Below are 21,762 nucleotides of genomic sequence, written 5' to 3' on the forward strand. Positions count from 1 at the left end.
GCAGGCCAGGTAAAGCGCCGTGACTGACCTGCCAGTCACCGTTTTGCGCTTCGGCCAGCGTCGCGCGCGTGTTGCCTGCTATAAAAGGAAGCGCACGGCTTACCCGAGATTGGCGGGTTTGCCATCGCCCGCTTTGGCAGAACGAAGCGTGCTCTCTTAAGCGCATGAAAATTCTGAAAAAAAGTTTGCCATCGGAAAAGCTTTCGACTACATTAGCGCGCCTCGACAGACAGAACATGTCTGCAGAGATACGGTGAAGTGTCCGAGTGGCTTAAGGAGCACGCCTGGAAAGTGTGTATACAGGAAACTGTATCGAGAGTTCGAATCTCTCCTTCACCGCCACATTCAGTAAACGCAAACCCCTGATTTTCCTAGAGAAAGTCGGGGGTTTGTGGTTTTTGGCGTCTGGAAAATGGTGACGTGGGACCGCTGATGTTCGGCATCTATGAATGTGTCTTGGCGATCATTCTCTCTCCAAAGCTATACAAACCCCTGTCACCCGTCGAAATCTCCTACACGCCTCATTGACCCTCCGAACCGTCCCGAGTTTACTGTATGCGCATACAGTAAATTCACTATCAGGTTCGTATCATGAGCGTCACCATCCTCGGCCCTTTGTCAGGTGCGGGCGAAAAGCTTGCGCTGTATTCGTTTCGGATTCCCGCCGGTTTTCCTTCGCCCGCGGCTGATCACATTGAACAGCACATCTCTCTGGACGAGGTTTTTGATATTCGTGCACCGCACGTTTATCTGGCGAAGATCGAAGGCGAGAGCATGCAGGACGCGGGGATCTTTTGCGGTGATCTGGTGATCGTCGACCGCAGCCTGAATGCCGAGCACGGCGATATCGTCATCGCCGGTCTCAACTCCGAACCTGTCTGCAAGCGCCTGCACATGCGCGACAACACCGTCATCCTTCTTTCGGCCAACAGCAAATACCCGCCTCGCTATGTGATGGAAGGGGATGAGCTGGTGATCTGGGGTGTGGTGACTTACAGCGTGCGCGACCATGGAAAATCGTGAGCAGGTTTTCGCGCTGATCGATTGCAACAGCTTCTATGCCAGCTGCGAGCGAGTGTTCCGGCTCGATCTGGCGAAGACGCCGATTGTCGTGCTGAGCAATAACGATGGCTGCGTGATTGCGCGGAGTTATGACGCCAAGCCCTTTGTGAAAATGGGCGCGCCGTATTTCCAGATTCGCGATGATTTGCGCCGCCATGGCATTCAGGTGTTCAGCAGTAATTACGCGTTGTACGGCGACATGAGCGAACGGGTGATGACGATCATCGAATCCATGGTGCCGGCGGTCGAGGTGTACAGCATTGATGAGGCGTTCGCCGATCTCAGCGGCATCCCTGGGGACCTGACCGCGTTTGGCCGAACCATCCGCTCTGCTGTTTATAAGCGCACGGGCATCCCTGTGGGCGTCGGCATCGCCCCGACGAAAACGCTGGCCAAGCTCGCCAACCACACTGCCAAACGCTTGCAAGCGCATACCGGCGGCGTGGTCGACATCTGCGATCCGTCCAAACGCGACTGGGTGCTGCGCAATACCGATGTCGGTGAAGTGTGGGGCGTCGGGCGGCGGATGAAAGCTCATCTGGAAAGCATGCAGATCAGAAGCGCAATGGACCTGGCGAAGGCCGATCCGTGGACGCTGCGGCGCAAGTTCAGCGTGGTGATCGAGAAGACCGCGCGCGAACTGGGTGGCACATCCTGTCTGGAACTGTCGGAAACAGAACCGCCGAAGCAGGAAATTTGCAGCAGCCGCATGTTTGGCAACCGTTTGACTACCATCGAACCGATCAAGGAAGCCGTGGCGACTTATGTGCATCGAGCGGCGGAAAAGCTGCGTGCTCAGAATTCGCTGTGCAAAAAGATCCGCGTGAGTATCCGCACCGGCATGTTCAATCCGGAAGAGGCGAAGTACGCCAATGGCGCGCTGATCGAGTTGCCTTATCCGACCAATGATGTGCGATTGCTGAGCAAGGTCGCGAGCGAAGCGATTGATCGATTGTTCCGGCCGGGGTTCAAGTACAGCAAGGCTGAAGTGTTATTGATGGATCTTCGGCAGCCCGGAGAGTTTACCGACGACTTGTTTGCCCAGTCGCAACCGCAGACGGCGGAGAGGGTGATGGGGGTGCTCGACCAGATCAATCAGCGCTGGGGGCATGGAACGTTGCGAGCGGGGAGTGTGCCGGCGGATCCGGCCTGGGGCATGCGGCGGGAGATGATGAGCTCGAGTTTTACGACGAAGCTGGATCAATTGTGGGTCGTTAAATCCAATTGAGGCTCGGGTGCCAGGCCTGGTGCCGCGCTACAATCGCCGCCTTCACTTTTGCAGTAAAAGGACGACTTTCATGATCATTTCCACCACTCATTCCGTCGAGGGGCGGCAGATCACAGCCTATCTGGACATCGTCAGCGCCGAGTCTGTGCAAGGGGTCAACGTGATCCGCGATATGTTCGCCGGCATGCGCGACTTCTTTGGCGGGCGGTCGCAGACGTTGGAGCGGGCTCTTAAAGAAGCACGCATTCAGGCAACCGATGAATTGAAAGATCGGGCGCGGGCATTGCAGGCTGACGCGGTGGTCGGCGTGGACTTCGAGATCAGCATGCCGGCAGGCAAGAGTGGCATGGTCGTGGTGTTTGTCACCGGAACGGCGGTGAAGCTGCGCTGATTATTGCTATGAAGACAAAGCCCACTCGCACGAGGAATGGGCTTTTTTCGCGTCTATCAGCCTTGAGGCTTGAGCAACACAGCGCCTCTTGCGTCATAGGTCAGCGGTGTATCGATGGCAACGAGGGGCGGTGTCCCGTCAGGCTGCACCGATGGTGCGGGCTCGCTGGGATGGTAGACGACGCCCGGCTGCAGAAGCGGTTTGTCCGGGTATTTGATGGTGATTTCACCCGAGGCGATCTTTTCCTTGAGTTTTTCCGCACCGGCCTTGCCGGCAGCGATCTGCTCGTCCGTGAGTTTTACGATTGGCATGTTCGGGAATCCATTGATCTGCATGATCTCTCCTTGAGATTCATTGGTAGGAATAAGGGCAGCGGCCGTTCGATGGAAATCTTTAGCGAGTGATCGCTCGCGACGCTTTTTTCCATTCGTCGGTGATCAGCCTTTCTGAACAGCAAGTCCAGTAGTGACCGGCTAGTCTCAAAAGCGCTGAGGGACGATATTTTCCAGGCAAAACTGTTTTGCCGGTGTCGGCCCGGTTGCGTAGGGGAGAGTCTATGTCAGGTCCATTTATCGAAGATGATGGCGCTGAGTTTTCATTCAACAACTGTGTGCGCTGCGGTCAGTCGGAGTATCAGTCGGGGTTTGGCGAGGATCCGGTCAGCATCGGCAAAATCAAATCCACAGCCCCTAAAGGGCCGAAAGCGAAATTCCTGCCCAAGGTCACGGCAAGGACCAGAAAGTGATTTCATCCCGCACCCCGTCACTGAACGGGGTTTTTTATGTGCGCAAGAATGAGGGGGCGGGCATTGACATTAATGTCGGTTTTTTTTCACAAACTTTTCACGTTGGCCAACGTAGTGTGAAGCCATCCGTTAGAAAGCAAGTCTCCAGCCCGTCTCCCCAGCGGGCTTTTTTTTGCCCGGCATAAAACCTTTTCCCTGATCGCGGTCCAATCGACGCTGTCGCCGGCGTCTGGACTTTCCTGCGCCGAGGCATTAAATCCCGCTCCTTTTCGTCATCCCGTTTATTTGAGGTTTTCGTCATGCGTTTAACACTGCCTGCTCTGGTTCTTGGCCTTCTGGTTGCTCAAGGTGCGATGGCTGCCGGTGATGGCACCGCGGCGCTGGGCGGTGGCCTGGGTGGCGCGCTGGGTAACGTGGTCGGTCAGAAAATGGGCGGCAGCACCGGTGCCGCCATTGGTGCTGGCGTCGCGGGCGCAGCAGGCAGTGCCGTCGCGGCACGCAAGGGCAGCCGCACCAAGGCAGCAATCGGTGGCGGCGTCGGTGCGGCCGGTGGTTCGGTGATCGGCAACAGCTTGGGCGGCCGCAACGGCGCCACTATCGGTGCAGGTCTGGGCGGCGCGGCCGGCGGTGCCGTCGGCAGCAACCTGGGCAAAGGTCACAAGCGCCACTGAGACTGATGGCCTGTCAGAAGAAGCCCGACTCGATGTCGGGCTTTTTCATGGCTGAACGTTTCGTGCGAAATCATCTCCAATCTGCATACGCCCCGCTTGGGCGGACTGTCCCGATTCGGGAACTGCGAGGTTCATATGCGATTGTCATTATCTGCACTGTTTTTTGGCTTGGTCGTGGCGCAGGGCGCGATGGCGGCCGGAGATGGCACCGCTGCCGTAGGCGGTGGTCTCGGCGGTGCGCTGGGTAATGTGGTTGGCGGACAACTCGGCGGCAGCACGGGCGCAGCGGTCGGCGCTGGTGTTGGCGGCGCGGCGGGCAGTGCCGTCGGCGCGAACAAACGCAACCGCACCGAAGCCGCGATCGGCGGCGGTCTTGGCGCAGCAGGCGGCTCGGTCGTCGGCAACAGCCTCGGCGGCTCCACCGGCTCCGCCATTGGCGCAGGCCTGGGCGGCGCAGCAGGCGGCGCGGTAGGTAACAATCTTGGCGACGACGACGGCGGATCTCATTCCGGCGGCCACAAGCACAAGAACAAACACAAAAATAAACATCGCTGATTGATCAACGAAAACCCGGCCTGGCGCCGGGTTTTTCGTGTGTGGCCGTCAGGCAGAGGAACGATTGGCGATAGGGCTTTTCGAAAGTGATACATCCCACACGCTCAAGAGGTGCGCCATGACTCCCGAAACCGAAGGCAAAGAAGAGAAGGGCCCGAGTGGATTGCCATTTATCAATGATCCGGGGAATGAAGATCCCGGGTCGCTGATGGATGATGCGACGGTGCCGTTGAATGATGCGGATGAGGCGGATATGGAATATGAGGAGGATGGGGATGAGCAGTGAGAGTGTTCGTGATGAATGAGATTTTGAATACTGATTTAAAGGGCCTGAGCTTTCAGGCCCCCACGTATCTTTGTTCAGTCATTTTCGGTTGAGTCGATAAATACATAGAGGTCATCGGAGGGCGACATTTTTTCGATTCTGCCTGCATCTATATAGGTCTTGAACTCACTCTCAAGAAATTTCATGTCAGTGTATTTTTTATATTTTAAAGGCCGGTCCGTCGCGTACATGTAAAGGCGCCACTCATCAAAACCATCGATCCTGTTATTCGAGCCGTAATCGAAATCCACTGATTCATTGGGAAAATGAATAGCACAGCCTATGCCATGTAATTCATATTCGACGCCATCGTTGACTTCTCCGCAACGTTCTATTTGGCCGCTCCTCCAAAGTCTTAGGATGTTTCGAGTGCCAAATTTTTCTTGTAATAGCGTTGTTCCTTTTTGCACTTTACTAAGAAAGTCTTTGATGAGATCTTCGAGCGTTGTATCGTTATAGTCATTCATCGTCTTCGCTGAGGCTCCAGTCGATCAAACCCAACATTTTCAGCAGACTCAATTACGTCTTCTATCGTTTCAAAATTACTTTTATGTTCTTTTATATTTGTGATCAGTTTCATGATTATTGGCGTTGCTGTTTGTCTCGCAGCCGCTGCACGATGATGCCCATCTAAAATATATAGCGTACCTTCATGCTCAGCCACATGGATGGGGAAGCGAATATTATATCCGCCGCTGCGCATGTTGCTCGCCGTTGCTTCAACCGTTTTAGTTGATTTTTTCCCCGAGATTGCGTGCGTTCGCTTCAAAGATCTTGCGTCCACACCGTGGATCAATCCCGGTAGATCCGGCTCCCCCTCATCAACCTTAACCCCATCACTCGCCCCCGGCACCTCACACCCAGGCTTATTCGGCGGCGGGCAGTTGGACGTCAACCCCAACGGATCCACCCACCCCGTCGGATTCGGCACGTACTGGTACTGATTCAACCCGCCCGCGAGCTTCACCGGGTCCGGGGTCAGATACCGCCCAAGCCTCGGGTCGTAATACCGATGCCGGTTGTAATGCAGCCCACTTTCAACATCGAAATACTGCCCCTGAAAGCGCAGCGGTTGATCTAGATAGTCTTCGCCGGCCAAGGTGACGGCGGCGACTTTGCCGTAGGCGTCGTATTGCGCGGACCAGACGATTTCGCCGCTGTAGTCGGTCAGTTCCTGCGGGGTGCCGAGGTGGTCGAGTTGGTAGTAGAACGGGCAGGCTTTTTTCGGGCCTTTGCCATCCAGCATCGCGAGTGGGCGGAAGGTGCCGGGTTCGTAGAGGAAGCTGCGGTATTGCGTGGTGCTGCTTTCGGCGACGAGGTGTTCGCCTTGCCAGAAGAATTCGGTGACGGCGCTGTCGACGGTTTTGCGGATGCGCCGGCCGAAGGCGTCGTAGTGATACGTGGCGGTCTGGCCGTCGGGGCGGGTCAGGCCGATCAGGCGGTGCTGGCAGTCGTAGCGGTATTCCGTGACCAGGGTCTGGCCGTGGCCTCGGCGTTCGCGGATCAGGTTGCCGAAGGCGTCGTAGTCGTAATGGCGGTCGCCCTGCATCAGCAGGCGGTTGCCCTTGATCTGCGCGGGGCCGGGGCGGTCCTGCATCAGCAGGTTGCCGGCCGGGTCGTGGGCGAAGGATTCGGGCAGTTCGTCGCGCGAGTGGCGTACGCGGATCAACCGGTCGAGGGCGTCGTAGCCATAAGTACGCTGGCCGTGGCGGCTGTCGGCGATGTGCTCGAGATTGCCGTTGGCGCTGTAGGCATAATCGCGGCGGTACAGCGAGGCGTGGCGATGACCTACAGCGTGGGCAAGCAAGCGGCCCTGATCGTCGTAGGAATACTCACTGAGCAGCAGACCTTGCTGGCGTTGCTGTTCGCGACCGGACTGATACACATGCCGGGTCAGCGGCGTGCCGTTGAGGTCGATGGCGCTCAGCGCACCGCCCTTGGCGTAGTGATAATCGAGCTTGCTGTTGTCCGGCAGGCGCAGGCGCTTGAGCTGACCGCAGGCGTCATAGGCGTAGCGCAAGGTGCCCCAGCCCTGATGCTCGGTGATCAAGCGATCCTGACGGTCATACTCAAAAGCCAGCGGATGGTTCTGACCGTCATCGACACCGATCAACCGACCGAGGCGGTCGTAGTCGTAGCGGATCTTGGCGCCATCGGGCAGGGTTTTGACCAGCAAGCGCCCGGCCTTGTCGCGCTCGTAGTGGGTGACCAGACTGGGGCCGAAATCACCAAACTCGGTCTTTTCCAGCAAATGACCATTGAGGTCGTAGGCATAGGCAGTCCGGCGCCCATCAAACCCGGTTTCCTGTCGAATCAGCCCGGTCGGCGTGTAATCCAGGCGGTACTTTTCGCCCGATTCGTTTTCAATCTCGGTCAGCAACAGCCGCGCATGGTCATAGCGATACTGCACGCGGGTGCCGTCGGGGTTGATCCGCCGCGAGACCAGGTGCAGGTCATCGTCATATTCATAGCGGGTGATACGACCGAGCTCGTCACGTTCTGCGGTGATCTGGCCGTAGGCGCCGTAGCTGTAGGCGCGCGTGCTGCCCGTAGGAGAAGTCGTCAGGATCAGTCGGCCGGCGGCGTCCCACTCCTGACGGCTGACGACACCAAATTCGTCCTGGGTGGTAATCCGCCGGCCCAGAGCGTCGTAGGAAAAGCGCCGCACACCGCCATCGGGCAGGGTTTCTTCGATGAGCTGGCCGAGCTCGTTCCACACCCAGCGGTGGCGGCTGCTGTCCGGATAACGCAGCGACAGCAATTGGCCGCGCAGGTTGTAGTAGTAATGGGTGACCTGGCCGTCGGGATCGACCGCTTCGGTGACGGCGCCTTCGGCGTTGCGCCGGTAGATCCACACCGCCTCACCACGGCAACGCTTGTAGAGAAAACCGTTGCGGTACTCGTAGGACGTTGGTGCATCGTCCGGCGGAATCAGCGCGATCAGCCGTCCAAGTTCGTCGTAGCGATATTCGGTGACCGCGCCCAACGCATCCTGCTCGGCGATCAAGCGCCCCTGCTGGTCATAGGCCTTGAGCTGCTCGCCACCATCGGCCGCAACCTGGCGCACCAGCCGCGCGCGCTCGTCGTGGACGTAGACTTCTTCGGTGCCGTCGACGTAATGCACGGTCACGCTGGCGTCGTCATCGTTCCAGACGTAACGGGTGTTCATCTGCGAGAACGACGCCCAATGGCGCACGCAGCGGGCGGCTTTGCCCTCGCGTTGCCACTCCCAGAAGAAGCTCGCGCCGCCGGTCAACTGGCGCTGGAGGATGACGTGGTGGTCGTCGTAGTCGTAGCGTTCGCTGTCGCCCACCGCGTTGGTCGCGACCAGCAGGCGTTGCCGGGCATCGAAGCTGTAGGTGGCGAGGTTCTGCTCGGTGATCCACTCGCCCTGAACGAACACCTGATACTCGACCGCCACCAGTTGCGCGCGGTCATAACGCAACAGCAATGAGCGGCCGGCGCCGTTGTCCAGACGCTGTATGCGATCGGAGCGATCGCGTTGCAGGGTGAGACGATTGCCGTAGACATCGCTGATTGCGGTCAGCCGGCCGGCGCGAAAGTGATAGAACCGCGCGCTGTCGCCGGCCAACGCCAGAATCAGTTCTTCGGGTTCCTCGCCGAGAAAGATCGCCGCCCGCGACAGGCTGTTGTGGATCGCCGGGCGCGCGACGTTGGGCAGGGGAAAACGAGTGCGGCGGTTTTCGTGGTCGATCCAGATCACGCCATCGCCGTCGAAGGCCAGCCGATGCGCGAGCGTATGGCTCCAGCCGAAACCCAGGCCGATGTCGATCTCGACCGCGCTGCTGCGGTACAAGCGGGTGAACTCGAAGGGCAGCACGCCATCGAGCACCGCGTCGGTCAGGGTCAGCAGTTCTTCGCCGGTGACCATCGACACCGGGCAGCCATTGGTACAGGTTTTGGGCACGCAATCGGCGGCATCGCCGTTGGGGTTTTTCGATTGGTCGGGCGCGTCGTCATGTGGCTCGTGGCGCTCAAGGCGCGCCATGCCCTGGGATTTTTCCCGCGCGAGCGGCGCCGGATTCGGCACGCTCAATACCACCGCGTCGGCCTGGCGAATGTTCAGCGGAATCGATGGCGTCGGCTTCAGCTCCACCTCGCGGGCATGAAACATCAGCGGCTTCAGTGTGCTCGCGTGCTGCTTGAGCTCTGGCGTCGAAGTCAGCTCAGCCAGACGTAAGGCTGACGCGGCCAGCCATTCCCGCGCCCGTGGCGACTTGATCTTCGCCAGGACCTTGCTGCTCAAACGCAGCGATACGCCGGCACCGCCCGCCACGCGCATCAACAGGAAACTGATGAGCAACTCGGTGCGAACTTCGGCCACCACCTCGGCGAGGTATTGCGGCGGCAGCATCTTCAGCCAACTGGTGAACGCGGCCAGATGAATGAACAGCAACGGCTCGTCGCTGAGCATCAACAAAGCGTTGGCAATCGCCTCGCTGGAAGCCGCCAGCAGCGCCTCAAGTTCGACTTCGCTCAGGTATTCCAGGAGCTTCGCGCTGTGCTCCTGCAGATCGGCGAGTAGGGCGAACAGTTGTTGAATGTCATCCCATACGCCATTCAAAGCTTTTTCCAGACCGCGCCAATCGGCCCGTTGCAACTGCCCGTAACGATCAAGAAAACCGGCGCTGGAAAACTCCGCCCATTGCGGTTGGAAGCCTGTCCATTCGCTGCGCAGCCAGCCTTCAAGACCGGCAATCACGCCTTCATATGAGGCATACAGGGCGCGGACATGGTCGGTAGAAACATCGGGAAAGAAGGTGACGCGGTAGCGCTGGCTCCGCACGCAATCGGTGACCTCGAGGATCCCGCTCGGGCCGATGGTGTAGCGCAGTGGTTCGCCGAAGGTCAGCACACCGTCGACGTCGCCCAGCAGCGGCTCAAGGGTCACCGGGGTATCGCCGATCGGCACGAAGCGCGCGGCTTCAAACAAATGCACCAGGGTCAGCGACCCGTTGGCCGGGCACATGACTACCGATGAGCTGATGGGTGCGCGCGAGGTGATCGGCGCGCTCAGTTGTACGTCATTGCCAACCTTGAACACCTGCTCGATGTCCAGCGCGGTCCCGGTCCAGAACTGCTCGGCCCAGGCGTCGTAGTTGTTCAGGCACAGGCGGAACTCGTCGATCAGCGCTTCGAAATCTGGCTGCTTCGGATTCAGGGCGGCCACCACCAGCAGTCCGATGCTGTTGTTCAGTGCCAGGAGCTGATCGGGTTGAAACATTCGCAGTCGCTCGCGCATGTGAAAAAACGGGAGCGCGGACTTTGCGGGGGATCAAAAAGGAAAGAAGTCGGGGAAGTAGGCAGTGTCTGTAGGAGTTTTCGCTAAATGCGAAAAGGCGTCGATGGCATTGCCCGTTGCTCAATGTCCATCGGCCTCGCTATGCTGCTGAACCCATTAATCAGATCCGCGTTGCGGCACGTTGCCTGTCGCCCGGGATGTCTTTGTTAACGGATCCGATGATGAATGCACCGCTGAAGACGTTCGGCCCGATCAAGGCCGTGATTTTCGATATGGACGGTTTGCTGCTCGACACCGAGGGCATTTACACCGAGGTCACCTCGCTGATTGCCGGGCGCTACGGGAAAACCTTCGACTGGAGCGTCAAACAAAACATCATTGGTCGCGGTGCCAATGACCTGGCCAATTACGTGGTGCAGGCGCTGGAACTACCGATCAGTCCGGAAGAATTCCTGCAGATTCGCGAGCCGCTGATGCGCGAGCGTTTCCCCAAGGCGCAGGCGATGCCGGGGGCCGAAGCGCTGGTGCGTCACCTCAAAGCGCACAACATCCCGATCGCGGTGGGCACCAGTTCGTCGCGCCAGTCGTTCGGGCAGAAAACCACCTTGCACCGTGAGTGGTTTGCGCTGTTCGATTTCATCGTCACGGCGGACGATCCGGAAGTCGGCGCAGCCAAACCGGCGCCGGATATTTTCCTCACCGCCGCCCGGCGTTTGGGCGTTGCGCCCAAGGATTGTCTGGTGTTCGAGGATTCGCCGTTCGGCGTCACCGCAGCGAAAGCGGCAGGCATGACCGCAGTCGCCATCCCCGACGCAGCAATGGCAGACGAGAAATATGCTCACGCTGACGGCATTATCCGCTCGCTGAAAGATTTCACGCCCAGCGTATTTGGCCTGCCGATGCTGGAACTGGCTTGACCGCTTAAACACAAACGCCGCCCTTCCTATAAAGAAGGGCGGCGTTTTTTTTTGCCGGTCTGTCAGGCGCCGAAACCACCGTCGATGGTCAGGCTGGCACCGGTGATGTAACCGGCTTCCGGCCCGGCCAGGTAGGCGACGAAGCTGGCGATTTCATCGGCGGTGCCGTACCGACCGACGGCCATCAGCGGGATCAGGCTGTCGGCGAATTCGCCGTGGGCCGGGTTCATGTCGGTGTCGACCGGGCCAGGTTGCACGTTGTTGATGGTGATGCCCCGTGGGCCGAGATCGCGGGCCAGGCCTTTGGTCAGGCCGACCAGTGCCGATTTGCTCATCGCGTACACGCCGCCACCGCCGAAGGGCATGCGGTCGGCGTTGGTGCTGCCGATGTTGATGATCCGCGAGCCTTCGCCCATGTGTTTCGCCGCTTCCTGCGAAGCAATGAACACGCTGCGCACGTTGATGGCCAAAGTCTGATCGAAGTCTTCCAGTTTGAAATCTTCCAGCGGCGCGATGGCCAGCACGCCGGCGTTGTTGACCAGAATGTCCAGGCGCCCAAACGCTTCGACGGTGGCGCTGACGGCGTGGCGAATCGCGCTGGCATCGGCGCTGTCTGCCTTGATCGCCAGGGCTTTGCCGCCGTTGCCGGTGATGCTGTTCTGCAGTTCCTCGGCTTTGGCGGCGGAGCTGACGTAAGTGAACGCGACGGCGGCGCCTTCAGCGGCCAGACGTTTGACGATGGCCGCGCCGATGCCGCGCGAACCGCCTTGAATCAGAGCGACTTTGCCGCTGAGGTGTTGAGTGGTCATGTTCGATCTCCAAGTGTTCAAGGCGGAATGCCTTGGTGTTGGTGCCGAGTATCGGCGTGGCATCGACAACCGGGTAGACCATGATTGCTATAGTCTGTGTAAACCAAAAGTTTATAGTGGCGATCATGGAAACGTTCAGCAGTATCGAATGCTTTGTGCGCAGCGCCGAAGTCGGCAGCTTTGCCGAAGCCGCGCGACGCTTGAGCTTGACCCCGGCGGCGGTCGGCAAAAGCGTGGCGAAACTGGAGGCGCGGCTTGGCGTGCGGCTGTTCCAGCGTAGTACACGCAGCCTGACCCTGACCGAAGCGGGGCAGCTGTTTTTGAGTGAAGTCAGCGCCAGCCTGACCACCATCCAGAATGCCGTGGCCAATCTGGCCAGTGCCGGCGGGCAACCGGCCGGCACGCTGAAAGTCAGCATGGGCACGGTGTTCGGCCGTCTGTATATCGTGCCGCTGCTCGGTGAGTTTCTGCGGCGCTATCCGGCGATCAACCCGGACTGGCATTTCGATAACCGCCAAGTCGACCTGATCGGGCAGGGCTTCGACGCGGCGATTGGTGGCGGCTTTGAACTGCCGCAAGGCGTGGTTGCGCGCAGGCTGACACCGGCGCATCGGGTGTTGGTGGCATCTGAGGACTATCTGCAAAAACATGCGCCGATCAGCCATCCCGATGACCTCAAGCAACACGACGGCATTCTGATTCGCTCACCGCAGACCGGGCGCGTGCGTTCCTGGCAACTGACTCACCGCGATCAGCAACACAGTCCGCTGATGTTGCGGGTGCGGATGACCATGAGTGATTCCGAGGCTGCCTGTGCAACGGCGATGCAAGGTTTGGGCATTGCGCTGGTGAGCATGCCGTTTGCGGTCGCGTATCTTCAGGCAGGGACGTTGCAGCGGGTGCTGCCTGACTGGTTTGTCGATGACGGCAACATTTCGATCTATTACGCCGAGCACAAATTGTTGCCGGGCAAGACCCGGGCGTTTGTGGATTTCGTGATTGAACAGTTTGTTGAGCAGGGATTGGGGCGGCGGTTTAGTGCTATCTGAGCCAGGCACCAAACCGAGTTGCGGCTATCGCGGGCAAGCCCGCTCCCACAAGTTTTGAGTTGCTCACACATCTTGCAAAGAACACAAAACCCTGTGGGAGCGGGCTTGCCCGCGATGAACGATAACTCGGTCTATCGAGCAAAGCGCTGCGCCCAGCCAACAATATTCTTCGGCCGTGGCGTCGCATAAGTCCGCACCTTCGACGTCGACAACTTCAAACGCACCAGCGATTCGGCAATCATCACCGCCGCTGTCACGCCATCCACCACCGGCACGCCGGTGCGCCGACGGATCTGTTCATCCAGCCCGGCCATGCCGCCGCAGCCCAGGCAAATCACCTCGGCCTTGTCCTGGGTCACCGCCAGTTCGGCCTGCTGCACAATCGCTTCCAGTGCGCGCTGCGGTTCGTGTTCCAGCTCCAGAACCGCCAGACCACTGGCGCGCACCGAGGCACAGCGATCCCACAGGCCGGACAATTTCAGCCGATCCTCGATCAGCGGCACGGTGCGATCCAGCGTGGTCACCACCGAGTAGACATGGCCGAGAAACATCGCGGTGCTGGCCGCCGCATCGGTGATGTCCACCACCGGCACGTTGAGCAATTCCTGCAAGCCTTCGCGGCCATGTTCGCCGTAGCCGGCCTGAATCACGGCGTCGAAGGGTTGGTCGTAGGCCATCACCCGGTCCATCACGGCGATGGCGGCCAGGTAGCTTTCGAAATTGCCTTCAATCGATTCGGCGCCGAAGTACGGGGTCAGGCCGACGATTTCGGTACCGGGCGAAGCGACGGCCTGCGCCGAGCGGGCGATGGCCTCGGTGATGGATTCGGTGGTGTTGACGTTGACCACGAGAATACGCATGGAAAATCCTTATTGCGGGCAGTGGTGCGGCCCGAAAACCGGGCCGCGAAGGGATCAATGGCTGACGTTATCCACAGCGATGCATTCGCCGCTGACTTCGGCGTAATGCGTCTGGCGTTTGGCGATGATCAGGTAAAGCATGCCGGCGATACCGGCACCGATCAGCCAGGAGAACGGTGAAACGCTGTGGAAACCAGGTACCAGGGCCAGGACGATGGCGATCAGCGCTGCAGGAATAAACGCCGCCACCGCGCGGAAATTGATGCCACGGCTGTAGTAATAAGCGCCGTTGGGGTCTTCGCTGTAGAGCTGCGGCACATTGATCCGGCCTTTGCGGATCAGCCAGTAGTCGACCATGATCACCCCGTACAGCGGGCCGAGCAGGGCGCCTAGGCCCGACAGGAAATACACGATCACCAGCGGGCTGTTGTAGAGGTTCCACGGCAGGATCAGCACGGCAATGGTCGCGCTGATCAGCCCGGCGCGGCGGAAGGTCAGGTACTTCGGCGCCAGGTTGCTGAGGACGAACGCCGGGGCGACGAAGTTGGCCATGATGTTCACCGCGACGGTGACGATCAGAAAAGCCAGGCAGCCGAGCACCAGAAAGAATGTGTTGGGGATCGAGGCGATGATCTCGGTCGGGCTTTCGATGATTCGCCCGTTGATCTGGAACTGCGCGCCACACAGCAGCACAGTAATCGCAGCGAACACCAGAATGTTCACCGGCAAACCCCAGAAATTTCCCACCTTGATGGTTTTGCGGCACGGCGAAGAACGGGCGAAATCGCAGAAGTTGAGGATCAGCGTGCCGTAGATCGCCAGCCACAACGCGCCGCCGGCAAAGATGTTGCGCCACATCTCGCCACCGGTCAGCGGCTCGCGGATCGACCAGGCAATGGTCGCGTTGGCCTGGAAGTACATCCACCCGGCGAGCGCGGCTACGGTCAGCAGAATCACCGGCCCGGCAAATGCCTCGTAACGGCGCACCATCTCCATGCCGTAGGCAAGGATCGCCAGTTGCACCAGCCAGATGGCAACGAAGCACACCCAGCCCAGAGTCGACAGGCCGAGAATCGAGTTGTGATCGTATTCAGCGAAGCCCGGATGCACGGCAGTCAGCAAGACGCGGAATACCACTGAGGCGAGATACGTCTGAATACCGAACCAGGCGATGGCGATAACCGCCCTGATCAATGCAGGAATTTGCGCACCGTGAATGCCGAAACTGATCCGGCTGATCACCGGAAACGGCACCCCGGTTTTCTGCCCCATGTACCCGGACAGGTTCATGAAGAAGTACACCAGCGCCGCGCCGATCCCCAGCGACAGCAGAATCTGCCAGCCGCCCAGGCCCAACGCATACAGGCCGATGGCGAACGAGTAGTTGGCGATGTTGTGCACATCATTCGTCCACAGGGCGAAGATGCTGTACTGGCCCCAGCGCCGGCCTTCGGCTTTGGTCGGCGCCAGATCGCTGTTGTGCAGACGCGGGCTCAGTTGCAGCGGATCGCTCAGTCCGTCATCGGGCAACGGTTGATCGAGCGTGGAGGAGGGCAGATTCAGCGCGATGTTATTCGAAAGACTTGTACGCATTCCGGCAGGCTCCTGACGTTCACTCCCGCGATGACTGTGCATGAGCGCTCAGGCTCGACAAATCTTCGTCGCAGCGGTGAAAACATCACTGGTTACGGGGCATCTGCAGCCTGTACGGGATAGGGCGCTTCAGGCTTGCGGATCGAAAGTGTGCATGTTTTGCAGTTTTGTATACAAAACATGTATGCGATAAAGCCAGATTTGTGCCAGTTGCGAATCTATGAGCGGCAGAGCTCATTTCGAATAGTTATCGATGCAACATAAGTGGCTGAAAAACAGGCGATATAAATTGATCGATTGGACAGGAATTTTTTTCAGGGGAGGGAGTTTGCAGAGGGGCAAGCAGATGGGGATTTTGCTGGGAAGTGTAACTTTTCAGGGCGTCAGAACTGAAAGTGCACACATAAATGGCACCGATGGTGACAACCTTGTGTACACCTTTTGTGTGCCTGGAACCTATCAATGTGGGAGCGAGCCTGCTCGCGAATGCGGTGGATCAGGCAACTGAAACGTTGACTGGAACTGCGCTTTCGCGAGCAGGCTCGCTCCCACAGGGGAACTCATTTCAGCAAGTGATCAAACCTTGCTCTTGCTGATGATATTCCCCGCGTGCAAGCCGCATTCTTTCTGCGTGGCTTCTTCCCACCACCAGCGGCCTTCGCGCTCGTGCTGGTTCGGCAGCACCGGGCGGGTGCAGGGTTCGCAGCCGATGCTGATGAAGCCGCGCTCGTGCAGGCTGTTGTACGGCAGTTCGAGCATGCGGATGTAGCCCCAGATCTCCTCGCTGGTCATCTGCGCCAGCGGGTTGAACTTGTACAGGGTGCGTTCCGGTGTCGAGAAGGCTGTGTCGATTTCCAGCACCGCCACAGCGCTGCGGGTGCCCGGGCTCTGGTCGCGGCGCTGGCCGGTGGCCCAGGCTTTGACGTCGGACAGCTTGCGCCGCAGCGGCTCGATCTTGCGGATGCCGCAGCATTCGCCGTGGCCATCCTTGTAGAAACTGAACAGGCCTTTTTCCCTCACGAACGGTTCGAGTTTCGTGTAGTCCGGCGAGACGATTTCAATATCGATCTGGTAATGCTCGCGCACCTGCTCGATGAAGCGGTAGGTCTCCGGATGCAGGCGGCCGGTGTCGAGGCTGAACACTTTGACGTTCTTGTTCAGCTTCCACGCCATGTCCACCAGCACCACGTCCTCGGCGCCGCTGAAAGATATCCACAAGTCATCGCCGAACTCGGCGAAGGCGAGCTTGAGTATGTCCTGGGCGGATTTGTTGGCATAGGTCGTGGCGAGTTCCACGACGTCGAACGATGGGCTCATCAGGGCGGCTTCCTACAGGTCAATGGCGCTCGGGCGCTCTATAGGGGGCCGATGGTAACAAAAAGCTGCCGGGGCCGGGGCGTCCTCTGCGTTGCGCGCGTCTGGTGCAGACGCTAGAGTTCGGCCTCGCTTGACTCAATAATCACTACAAATGGGAGTGTCCTGTGGAAATTGCTTGCCTGGATCTTGAAGGGGTACTGGTACCGGAAATCTGGATCGCGTTCGCCGAAAAAACCGGAATCGACGCCCTCAAGGCCACCACTCGGGACATTCCCGATTACGACGTTTTGATGAAGCAGCGTTTGCGCATCCTCGATGAGCACGGCCTCAAGCTCTCGGACATTCAGGAAGTCATCGCCACGCTGAAACCGCTGGACGGTGCGGTGGAGTTCGTCAACTGGCTGCGCGAGCGTTTCCAGGTGGTGATTCTCTCGGACACCTTTTATGAGTTTTCACAGCCACTGATGCGCCAGCTGGGCTTCCCGACTCTGCTTTGCCACCGCTTGATCACTGACGAAAGCGGTCGGGTGACTGGCTATCAACTGCGCCAGAAAGATCCCAAGCGTCAGTCGGTGCTGGCGTTCAAGAGTCTGTACTACCGGGTGATCGCGGCGGGTGATTCGTACAACGACACGACCATGCTCGGCGAGGCGGATGCGGGGATTCTGTTCCATGCGCCGGACAACGTGATTCGCGAGTTTCCGCAGTTTCCGGCGGTGCATACGTTTGAAGAGCTGAAACAGGAATTTCTCAAGGCCTGTAATAGAGAGTTGAGTTTGTAGTCGTCTGGTAGGACGTCTTCGCGAGCAGGCTCGCTCCCACAGGGAAATGTATTCCAAATGTGGGAGCGAGCCTGCTCGCGAAGCTTCTAAGCTGTCAGAGGTTCTGCAGGGTATCGAGCAGGATCCGCACTTTGGTCATCGACTCCTGATACTCCGCCTGCCAGTCCGAATCGGCGACGATCCCGCCGCCGCCCCAGCAGCACACCTGACCATCCTTGACCAGCAGACTGCGAATGGCGATGGAGCTGTCCATCTCGCCGCGCACGTCCAGATACAGCAACGAGCCGCAATACAGACCGCGCCGGGTCGGCTCCAGCTCGTCGATGATCTGCATCGCCCGAATCTTCGGTGCGCCGGTGATCGAGCCGCCGGGGAAGCTGCCCGAGATCAGGTCCAGCGCATCACGATCCGCCGCCAGTTCACCGGTCACGCTGCTGACCAGGTGATGCACGTTCGGATAGCTCTCCAGACTGAACAACTCCGGCACCCGCACCGAGCCGATGCGGCAGGTGCGCCCGAGGTCGTTGCGCAGCAGGTCGACGATCATCAGGTTTTCCGCGCGATCCTTGGGGCTGGCCAGCAGTTCGGCGGCGTTGGCGGCGTCCTCGGCTGGGGTGACGCCACGGGGGCGGGTGCCCTTGATCGGACGGGTTTCGACTTGGCGCTGGCTGACTCTGACGAAACGTTCCGGTGACAGGCTCAGCACTGCGCCGCCGTCGGGCAGGCTCTGGAACCCGGAGAACGGCGTCGGGCAGGCCTGACGCAAAGCGCAGTAAGCCAGCCACGGATCGCCCTGGCATTGCGCGCGGAAGCGTTGCGCGAAGTTGACCTGATAGCAGTCGCCGGCCTGGATGTAGTCCTGAATGCGTTCGAAGGCCTGACGGTAATCGTCGGCCGAGAGATCAGCGGCCATCGGGGCGTTCAGTTTGAAGGGCGCCAGCGCGTCAACTTGAGGCTGAGTGAACAGCGCGACCAATCGCTGCCGTTCACTGTCGACAAGCGTTGGATGAAAGACCAATTGGCTGGTTTGCCCGTGGTGATCGCTGATCAGCGCCCAGTCGTACAGGCCAAAACGCGCATCGGGCAGTTGCAGGTCATCCAGCGCCTGACTCGGCAGGTTTTCCAGATGCCGGCCGAAGTCGTAGCTCAGATAGCCGATCAGCCCGCCGGCGAATGGTAATTCATACCCGGCAGGCAACTGAGCTTCGCCCAAGCGGCTGAGGTTGTCGCGCAGGCGCTGCACAAAGTGCGCACCGTTCTCGTCCGGCAATACTGCCAATTGTTCCAGCGGCCAGGCGCTGAGCAAGTCATAACGGCCGCGTTCAGCGCTCGGCCGGCCGCTGTCGAGCAGCACGGCGCCGGGTGCGTTGCGAATGGCCGCGAAATAGTCGGCCGGATTGGCGCGGTAGGGCAGTGGGTGTACGGAGCAGGTCAGCATGGGCGGGGCAGATCGGCCGTTGAGGCGGGGTGGGGATTGTAGTCCTCTGCGGGAATTGCTCCTAGAGGGGATGTCGGCGATTGGCAGATGGGCGGCAGAGTTGAAGCTCGGGTTCTTTGATCGTTCCCACGCTCCGCGTGGTAACGCCGCCATGGACGCTCTGCGTCCACTGTGACGCGGAGCGTTACGGGCTGCATTCCCACGCAGAGCGTGGGAACGATCAATGTGGAGGATCAGACCTCGACCGCAGGAATATGCCCAAACATCTCCTGGGTAAACGCCACCCGCTCTTCTACCGATTCCTTAACGCCCCGCGCCTTCAGCTCTTCCAGCCGCGCTTCAACCGCATGGGTACGCAAGGTCAGGCCGCAATCGTTGGCGATCTGAATGTTCAGCCCCGGCCGCGCATTCAGTTCGAGAATCAGCGGGCCTTTTTCCTGATCGAGCACCATGTCCACGCCGATATAACCCAGCCCGCACAGCTCATAGCAGCCGGCGGCGAGTTTCATGAAACCGTCCCAGTAGGGCAGTTGCACGCCGTCCACCGCGTTGGTGGTGTCGGGGTGTTTGGTGATGATGTTGTTCAGCCAGGTGCCGCGCAGAGTCAAACCGGTGGCCAGATCCACACCAACGCCAATGGCGCCCTGGTGCAGGTTGGCCTTGCCGCCGGACTGACGGGTCGGCAGACGCAACATCGCCATCACCGGGTAGCCCATCAGCACGATGATGCGGATGTCCGGCACGCCTTCGTAGCTGATGCTTTTGAAGATCTGGTCCGGGGTCACGCGGTATTCGATCAGTGCGCGGTCGCGGTGGCCGCCCAGCGAGTACAGGCCGGTGAGGATGCTGGAGATGTGATGCTCCAGCTCTTCGTGGGCGAGGATCTTGCCCGACACCGTGCGATAACGGCCTTCGAAGCGGTCGGCGATGACGATGATGCCGTCGCCACCCGCGCCCTGCGCCGGTTTGATCACGAAGTCGCTGCGCCCGCCGATGATCTCGTCGAGCTTGTCGATTTCCTTCTCGGTGGAGATCACCCCGTACAGCTCCGGCACGTGGATACCGGCGGCGATGGCGCGTTCCTTGGTGAGGATCTTGTCATCGACGATCGGGTACAGGCTGCGCTTGTTGTACTTGAGCACGTAGTCCGCGTTGCGGCGGTTGATGCCCATGATGCCGCGCGCCTCGAGGGCCTTCCAGGTCTTCCAGAAACCGAACATCAGGCGTCAGCCTTCTTCAGGAAGGCCTTGAAACGTACCAGTTCGGTCAGGCGGTAGCCGCGATAGCGACCCATCGCCAGCATGAATCCGACCAGAATCAGCAGGATCGCCGGGAAGGTAAACACGAAGTACACCAACTCCGGCACGGTCATGATCAGGTGCGCCAGGGAGGCGGCGAACAGCGTGCCGATCGCGACTTTCAGCGCATGGTTGGCGCCGCGTTCTTCCCAGGTGATCGACAGTCGTTCGATGGTCATGGTCAGAATCACCATCGGGAACAGCGCCACCGACAAGCCACGCTCAAGCCCCAGCTTGTGGCTGAACAGACTGATCGCCGCAATCAACACCACCACGAACGTCAGCACCACCGACAGGCGCGGCAGCATTTGCAGCTTCAGATGTTCGAGATACGAGCGCAGCGACAGGCCCAGCGCGGTGATCACCGTGAACAGCAGAATGCCGAAGCCCAGCTGCGTTTCGCGGAAGGCGAGGGCGATCAGCACCGGGGTGAATGTGCCCAGGGTCTGCAGGCCGATCAGGTTGCGCAGGATCAGGATCACCAGCACGCCGATCGGGATCATCACCATGATCATGAAGGTCTGCTGGGTCTGCAGCGGCAAGCCGTACAGCGAATAATCGAGGAAGTTGGCGTCAGTGTTTTCGTCGGTCAGCTTGGCCAGACGAATCGCGTTCATCTCGCTGTTGTTCAGGCTGAAAGTCACGTTGGCTTTCTTGCCGCCGTCGACGGTGATCAGGTTTTCGTCGCCGGTCCACCACAGCAGGCGATCGGTCGGCAGGCCTTGTTCACCGGTTTCCGGGTTGAAGTACAGCCAGTCGTTGCCGTTGAAGCTGCGCAGCCACAGCTCGGGAGTCTGAGGCTGATCGGCGACGAGGCGGATGGTGTGGACTTTTTCTACCGGAACGTGGGCAATCGACAGCAGCAGTTCGACGATCTTGGCTTTGTGCGAAGTCGACGGATCGCCAGCCAGCAGCAATTTGACGTTGTCGTCGTTGACATTGTTAACGCGCTTGATCGCCTCGCCAATAAAGGTTTCGACGTCGGCCGAGTGTTGGCGGATCGGCGCGAGCAGGGCTTCGGCGGCGATTTTTTCCGGGCCTTCGATGACCATGCTGTCACGGAAGGTCGGGCCTTTGACCTTGGATTTTTCCGCGGTGTAGCGCTTGGTCAGCACCAGACGGTAATACAGCGTCTGGTTGCCCTTGGCGCGACGGGCCGACCAGGTCACCTTGCGGTTGCCGTCGATGCGGTTGACCGCGACGCCGTAGTTATTGGAGATGAAGCTTTCGTTGAGGCTCACGTAATCGCGGCTCAACGGCGGCACGAACATCTGGATCTTCACCGGATCCTTGGTGCTGGCGACGAACTCGACCTTGGCGTCGATGTTCCACAGGTCGTCGGTGGCGTCTTCGGTCACCGGGATGCCGAGCACGAAAATCTGATAGGCCGTAACCGAAACGCCCAGCAGCACCAGCACGGCGATCAGGATTTTCAGGTGGAAGGTTAGAGAACGCATGG

20 protein-coding genes and 1 tRNA gene are annotated in these 21,762 nt (G+C 59.5%); 11 read left to right on the forward strand and 10 right to left on the reverse strand.

What is annotated here, in order from left to right; translation table 11 throughout:
* Positions 1-252: 252 nt before the first annotated feature.
* From OK411_RS09930 to OK411_RS09945, 4 genes are all read left to right on the forward strand, one after another.
* A tRNA-Ser gene (locus OK411_RS09930) sits at positions 253-342 on the forward strand.
* Between the two features lie 249 nt (positions 343-591).
* Positions 592-1,023, forward strand: coding sequence for a LexA family protein (locus OK411_RS09935; protein WP_264364803.1), 432 nt, complete (start codon positions 592-594; stop codon positions 1,021-1,023).
* Entirely contained in the window at positions 1,010-2,290 is a 1,281-nt protein-coding gene (locus OK411_RS09940; protein WP_264364804.1) for a Y-family DNA polymerase, read from the forward strand. The genes OK411_RS09935 and OK411_RS09940 overlap by 14 nt, the downstream gene beginning before the upstream one ends.
* Before the next feature lie 70 nt (positions 2,291-2,360).
* Complete coding sequence (locus tag OK411_RS09945; protein WP_264364805.1) at positions 2,361-2,681, forward strand: YbjQ family protein; 321 nt, start codon at positions 2,361-2,363, stop codon at positions 2,679-2,681.
* A 56-nt stretch (positions 2,682-2,737) separates the two neighbouring features.
* Here OK411_RS09945 and OK411_RS09950 read toward each other — a convergent pair whose 3' ends face one another.
* Positions 2,738-3,016, reverse strand: coding sequence for a hypothetical protein (locus OK411_RS09950; protein WP_264364806.1), 279 nt, complete (start codon positions 3,014-3,016; stop codon positions 2,738-2,740).
* A 221-nt stretch (positions 3,017-3,237) separates the two neighbouring features.
* Between OK411_RS09950 and OK411_RS09955 the strand changes: the two genes are divergently transcribed.
* The 4 genes from OK411_RS09955 to OK411_RS09970 all read left to right on the forward strand — a co-directional run bounded on the left by OK411_RS09955 (position 3,238) and on the right by OK411_RS09970 (position 4,938).
* Entirely contained in the window at positions 3,238-3,426 is a 189-nt protein-coding gene (locus tag OK411_RS09955) for a hypothetical protein (RefSeq protein ID WP_024012286.1), read from the forward strand.
* A 299-nt stretch (positions 3,427-3,725) separates the two neighbouring features.
* On the forward strand, positions 3,726-4,097 hold the full coding sequence (locus OK411_RS09960; protein WP_016773803.1) for a hypothetical protein: 372 nt from the start codon (positions 3,726-3,728) through the stop codon (positions 4,095-4,097).
* 135 nt (positions 4,098-4,232) lie between these two features.
* Positions 4,233-4,652 (forward strand): YMGG-like glycine zipper-containing protein, encoded by a 420-nt coding sequence (locus OK411_RS09965; RefSeq protein ID WP_024012287.1) that lies wholly within the window; start codon positions 4,233-4,235, stop codon positions 4,650-4,652.
* Between the two features lie 118 nt (positions 4,653-4,770).
* Positions 4,771-4,938 carry a hypothetical protein gene (locus OK411_RS09970; RefSeq protein WP_016773805.1) on the forward strand — a complete coding sequence of 56 codons (168 nt, stop codon included), beginning with the start codon at positions 4,771-4,773 and terminating at the stop codon, positions 4,936-4,938.
* 74 nt (positions 4,939-5,012) lie between these two features.
* Here the strand turns inward: OK411_RS09970 and OK411_RS09975 are convergent, their stop codons facing one another.
* Complete coding sequence (locus OK411_RS09975) at positions 5,013-5,444, reverse strand: DUF6896 domain-containing protein (protein ID WP_264364807.1); 432 nt, start codon at positions 5,442-5,444, stop codon at positions 5,013-5,015.
* A complete protein-coding gene (locus tag OK411_RS09980) occupies positions 5,441-10,222 on the reverse strand; it encodes an RHS repeat protein (RefSeq protein WP_264364808.1) in 4,782 nt (1,593 codons plus the stop codon). Before OK411_RS09980 ends, OK411_RS09975 begins: the two co-directional genes overlap by 4 nt.
* A 239-nt stretch (positions 10,223-10,461) precedes the next feature.
* Here OK411_RS09980 and OK411_RS09985 point away from each other — a divergent pair, with 239 nt between their 5' ends.
* On the forward strand, positions 10,462-11,157 hold the full coding sequence (locus OK411_RS09985; protein ID WP_264364809.1) for an HAD-IA family hydrolase: 696 nt from the start codon (positions 10,462-10,464) through the stop codon (positions 11,155-11,157).
* Between the two features lie 62 nt (positions 11,158-11,219).
* Here the strand turns inward: OK411_RS09985 and OK411_RS09990 are convergent, their stop codons facing one another.
* On the reverse strand, positions 11,220-11,966 hold the full coding sequence (locus OK411_RS09990; RefSeq protein ID WP_056784118.1) for a 3-oxoacyl-ACP reductase family protein: 747 nt from the start codon (positions 11,964-11,966) through the stop codon (positions 11,220-11,222).
* Between the two features lie 125 nt (positions 11,967-12,091).
* On the opposite strand from OK411_RS09990, the gene OK411_RS09995 reads away from it, so the two are divergent.
* The gene (locus OK411_RS09995; RefSeq protein ID WP_038861975.1) at positions 12,092-13,015 is read left to right on the forward strand and encodes a LysR family transcriptional regulator; all 924 of its coding nucleotides are present in this window, start codon (positions 12,092-12,094) and stop codon (positions 13,013-13,015) included.
* A 131-nt stretch (positions 13,016-13,146) separates the two neighbouring features.
* On the opposite strand, the gene OK411_RS10000 is transcribed toward OK411_RS09995, so the two are convergent.
* The 3 genes from OK411_RS10000 to OK411_RS10010 form a co-directional block, all read right to left on the reverse strand.
* Positions 13,147-13,875, reverse strand: coding sequence for an aspartate/glutamate racemase family protein (locus OK411_RS10000; protein ID WP_207807402.1), 729 nt, complete (start codon positions 13,873-13,875; stop codon positions 13,147-13,149).
* A gap of 54 nt (positions 13,876-13,929) precedes the next feature.
* Positions 13,930-15,468 (reverse strand): NCS1 family nucleobase:cation symporter-1, encoded by a 1,539-nt coding sequence (locus tag OK411_RS10005; protein ID WP_130927118.1) that lies wholly within the window; start codon positions 15,466-15,468, stop codon positions 13,930-13,932.
* 576 nt (positions 15,469-16,044) lie between these two features.
* Positions 16,045-16,785 (reverse strand): phosphoadenylyl-sulfate reductase, encoded by a 741-nt coding sequence (locus tag OK411_RS10010; RefSeq protein ID WP_217879652.1) that lies wholly within the window; start codon positions 16,783-16,785, stop codon positions 16,045-16,047.
* A 164-nt stretch (positions 16,786-16,949) separates the two neighbouring features.
* Between OK411_RS10010 and thrH the strand changes: the two genes are divergently transcribed.
* Positions 16,950-17,567 (forward strand): bifunctional phosphoserine phosphatase/homoserine phosphotransferase ThrH, encoded by a 618-nt coding sequence (thrH, locus tag OK411_RS10015; RefSeq protein WP_217879653.1) that lies wholly within the window; start codon positions 16,950-16,952, stop codon positions 17,565-17,567.
* Between the two features lie 94 nt (positions 17,568-17,661).
* On the opposite strand, the gene pabB is transcribed toward thrH, so the two are convergent.
* The 3 genes from pabB to OK411_RS10030 all read right to left on the reverse strand — a co-directional run bounded on the left by pabB (position 17,662) and on the right by OK411_RS10030 (position 21,760).
* The gene (gene pabB, locus OK411_RS10020; RefSeq protein WP_264364810.1) at positions 17,662-19,005 is read right to left on the reverse strand and encodes an aminodeoxychorismate synthase component I; all 1,344 of its coding nucleotides are present in this window, start codon (positions 19,003-19,005) and stop codon (positions 17,662-17,664) included.
* A gap of 233 nt (positions 19,006-19,238) precedes the next feature.
* Complete coding sequence (locus tag OK411_RS10025) at positions 19,239-20,225, reverse strand: alpha-L-glutamate ligase-like protein (protein ID WP_217879655.1); 987 nt, start codon at positions 20,223-20,225, stop codon at positions 19,239-19,241.
* Positions 20,225-21,760, reverse strand: a complete 1,536-nt coding sequence (locus tag OK411_RS10030) for an inactive transglutaminase family protein (RefSeq protein ID WP_016773818.1) — start codon at positions 21,758-21,760, stop codon at positions 20,225-20,227. Before OK411_RS10030 ends, OK411_RS10025 begins: the two co-directional genes overlap by 1 nt.
* Positions 21,761-21,762 lie beyond the last annotated feature (2 nt).

It is taken from the genome of Pseudomonas sp. RG1 (genome assembly GCF_025910115.1).
Taxonomy (GTDB): Bacteria; Pseudomonadota; Gammaproteobacteria; order Pseudomonadales; family Pseudomonadaceae; genus Aquipseudomonas; species Aquipseudomonas atacamensis.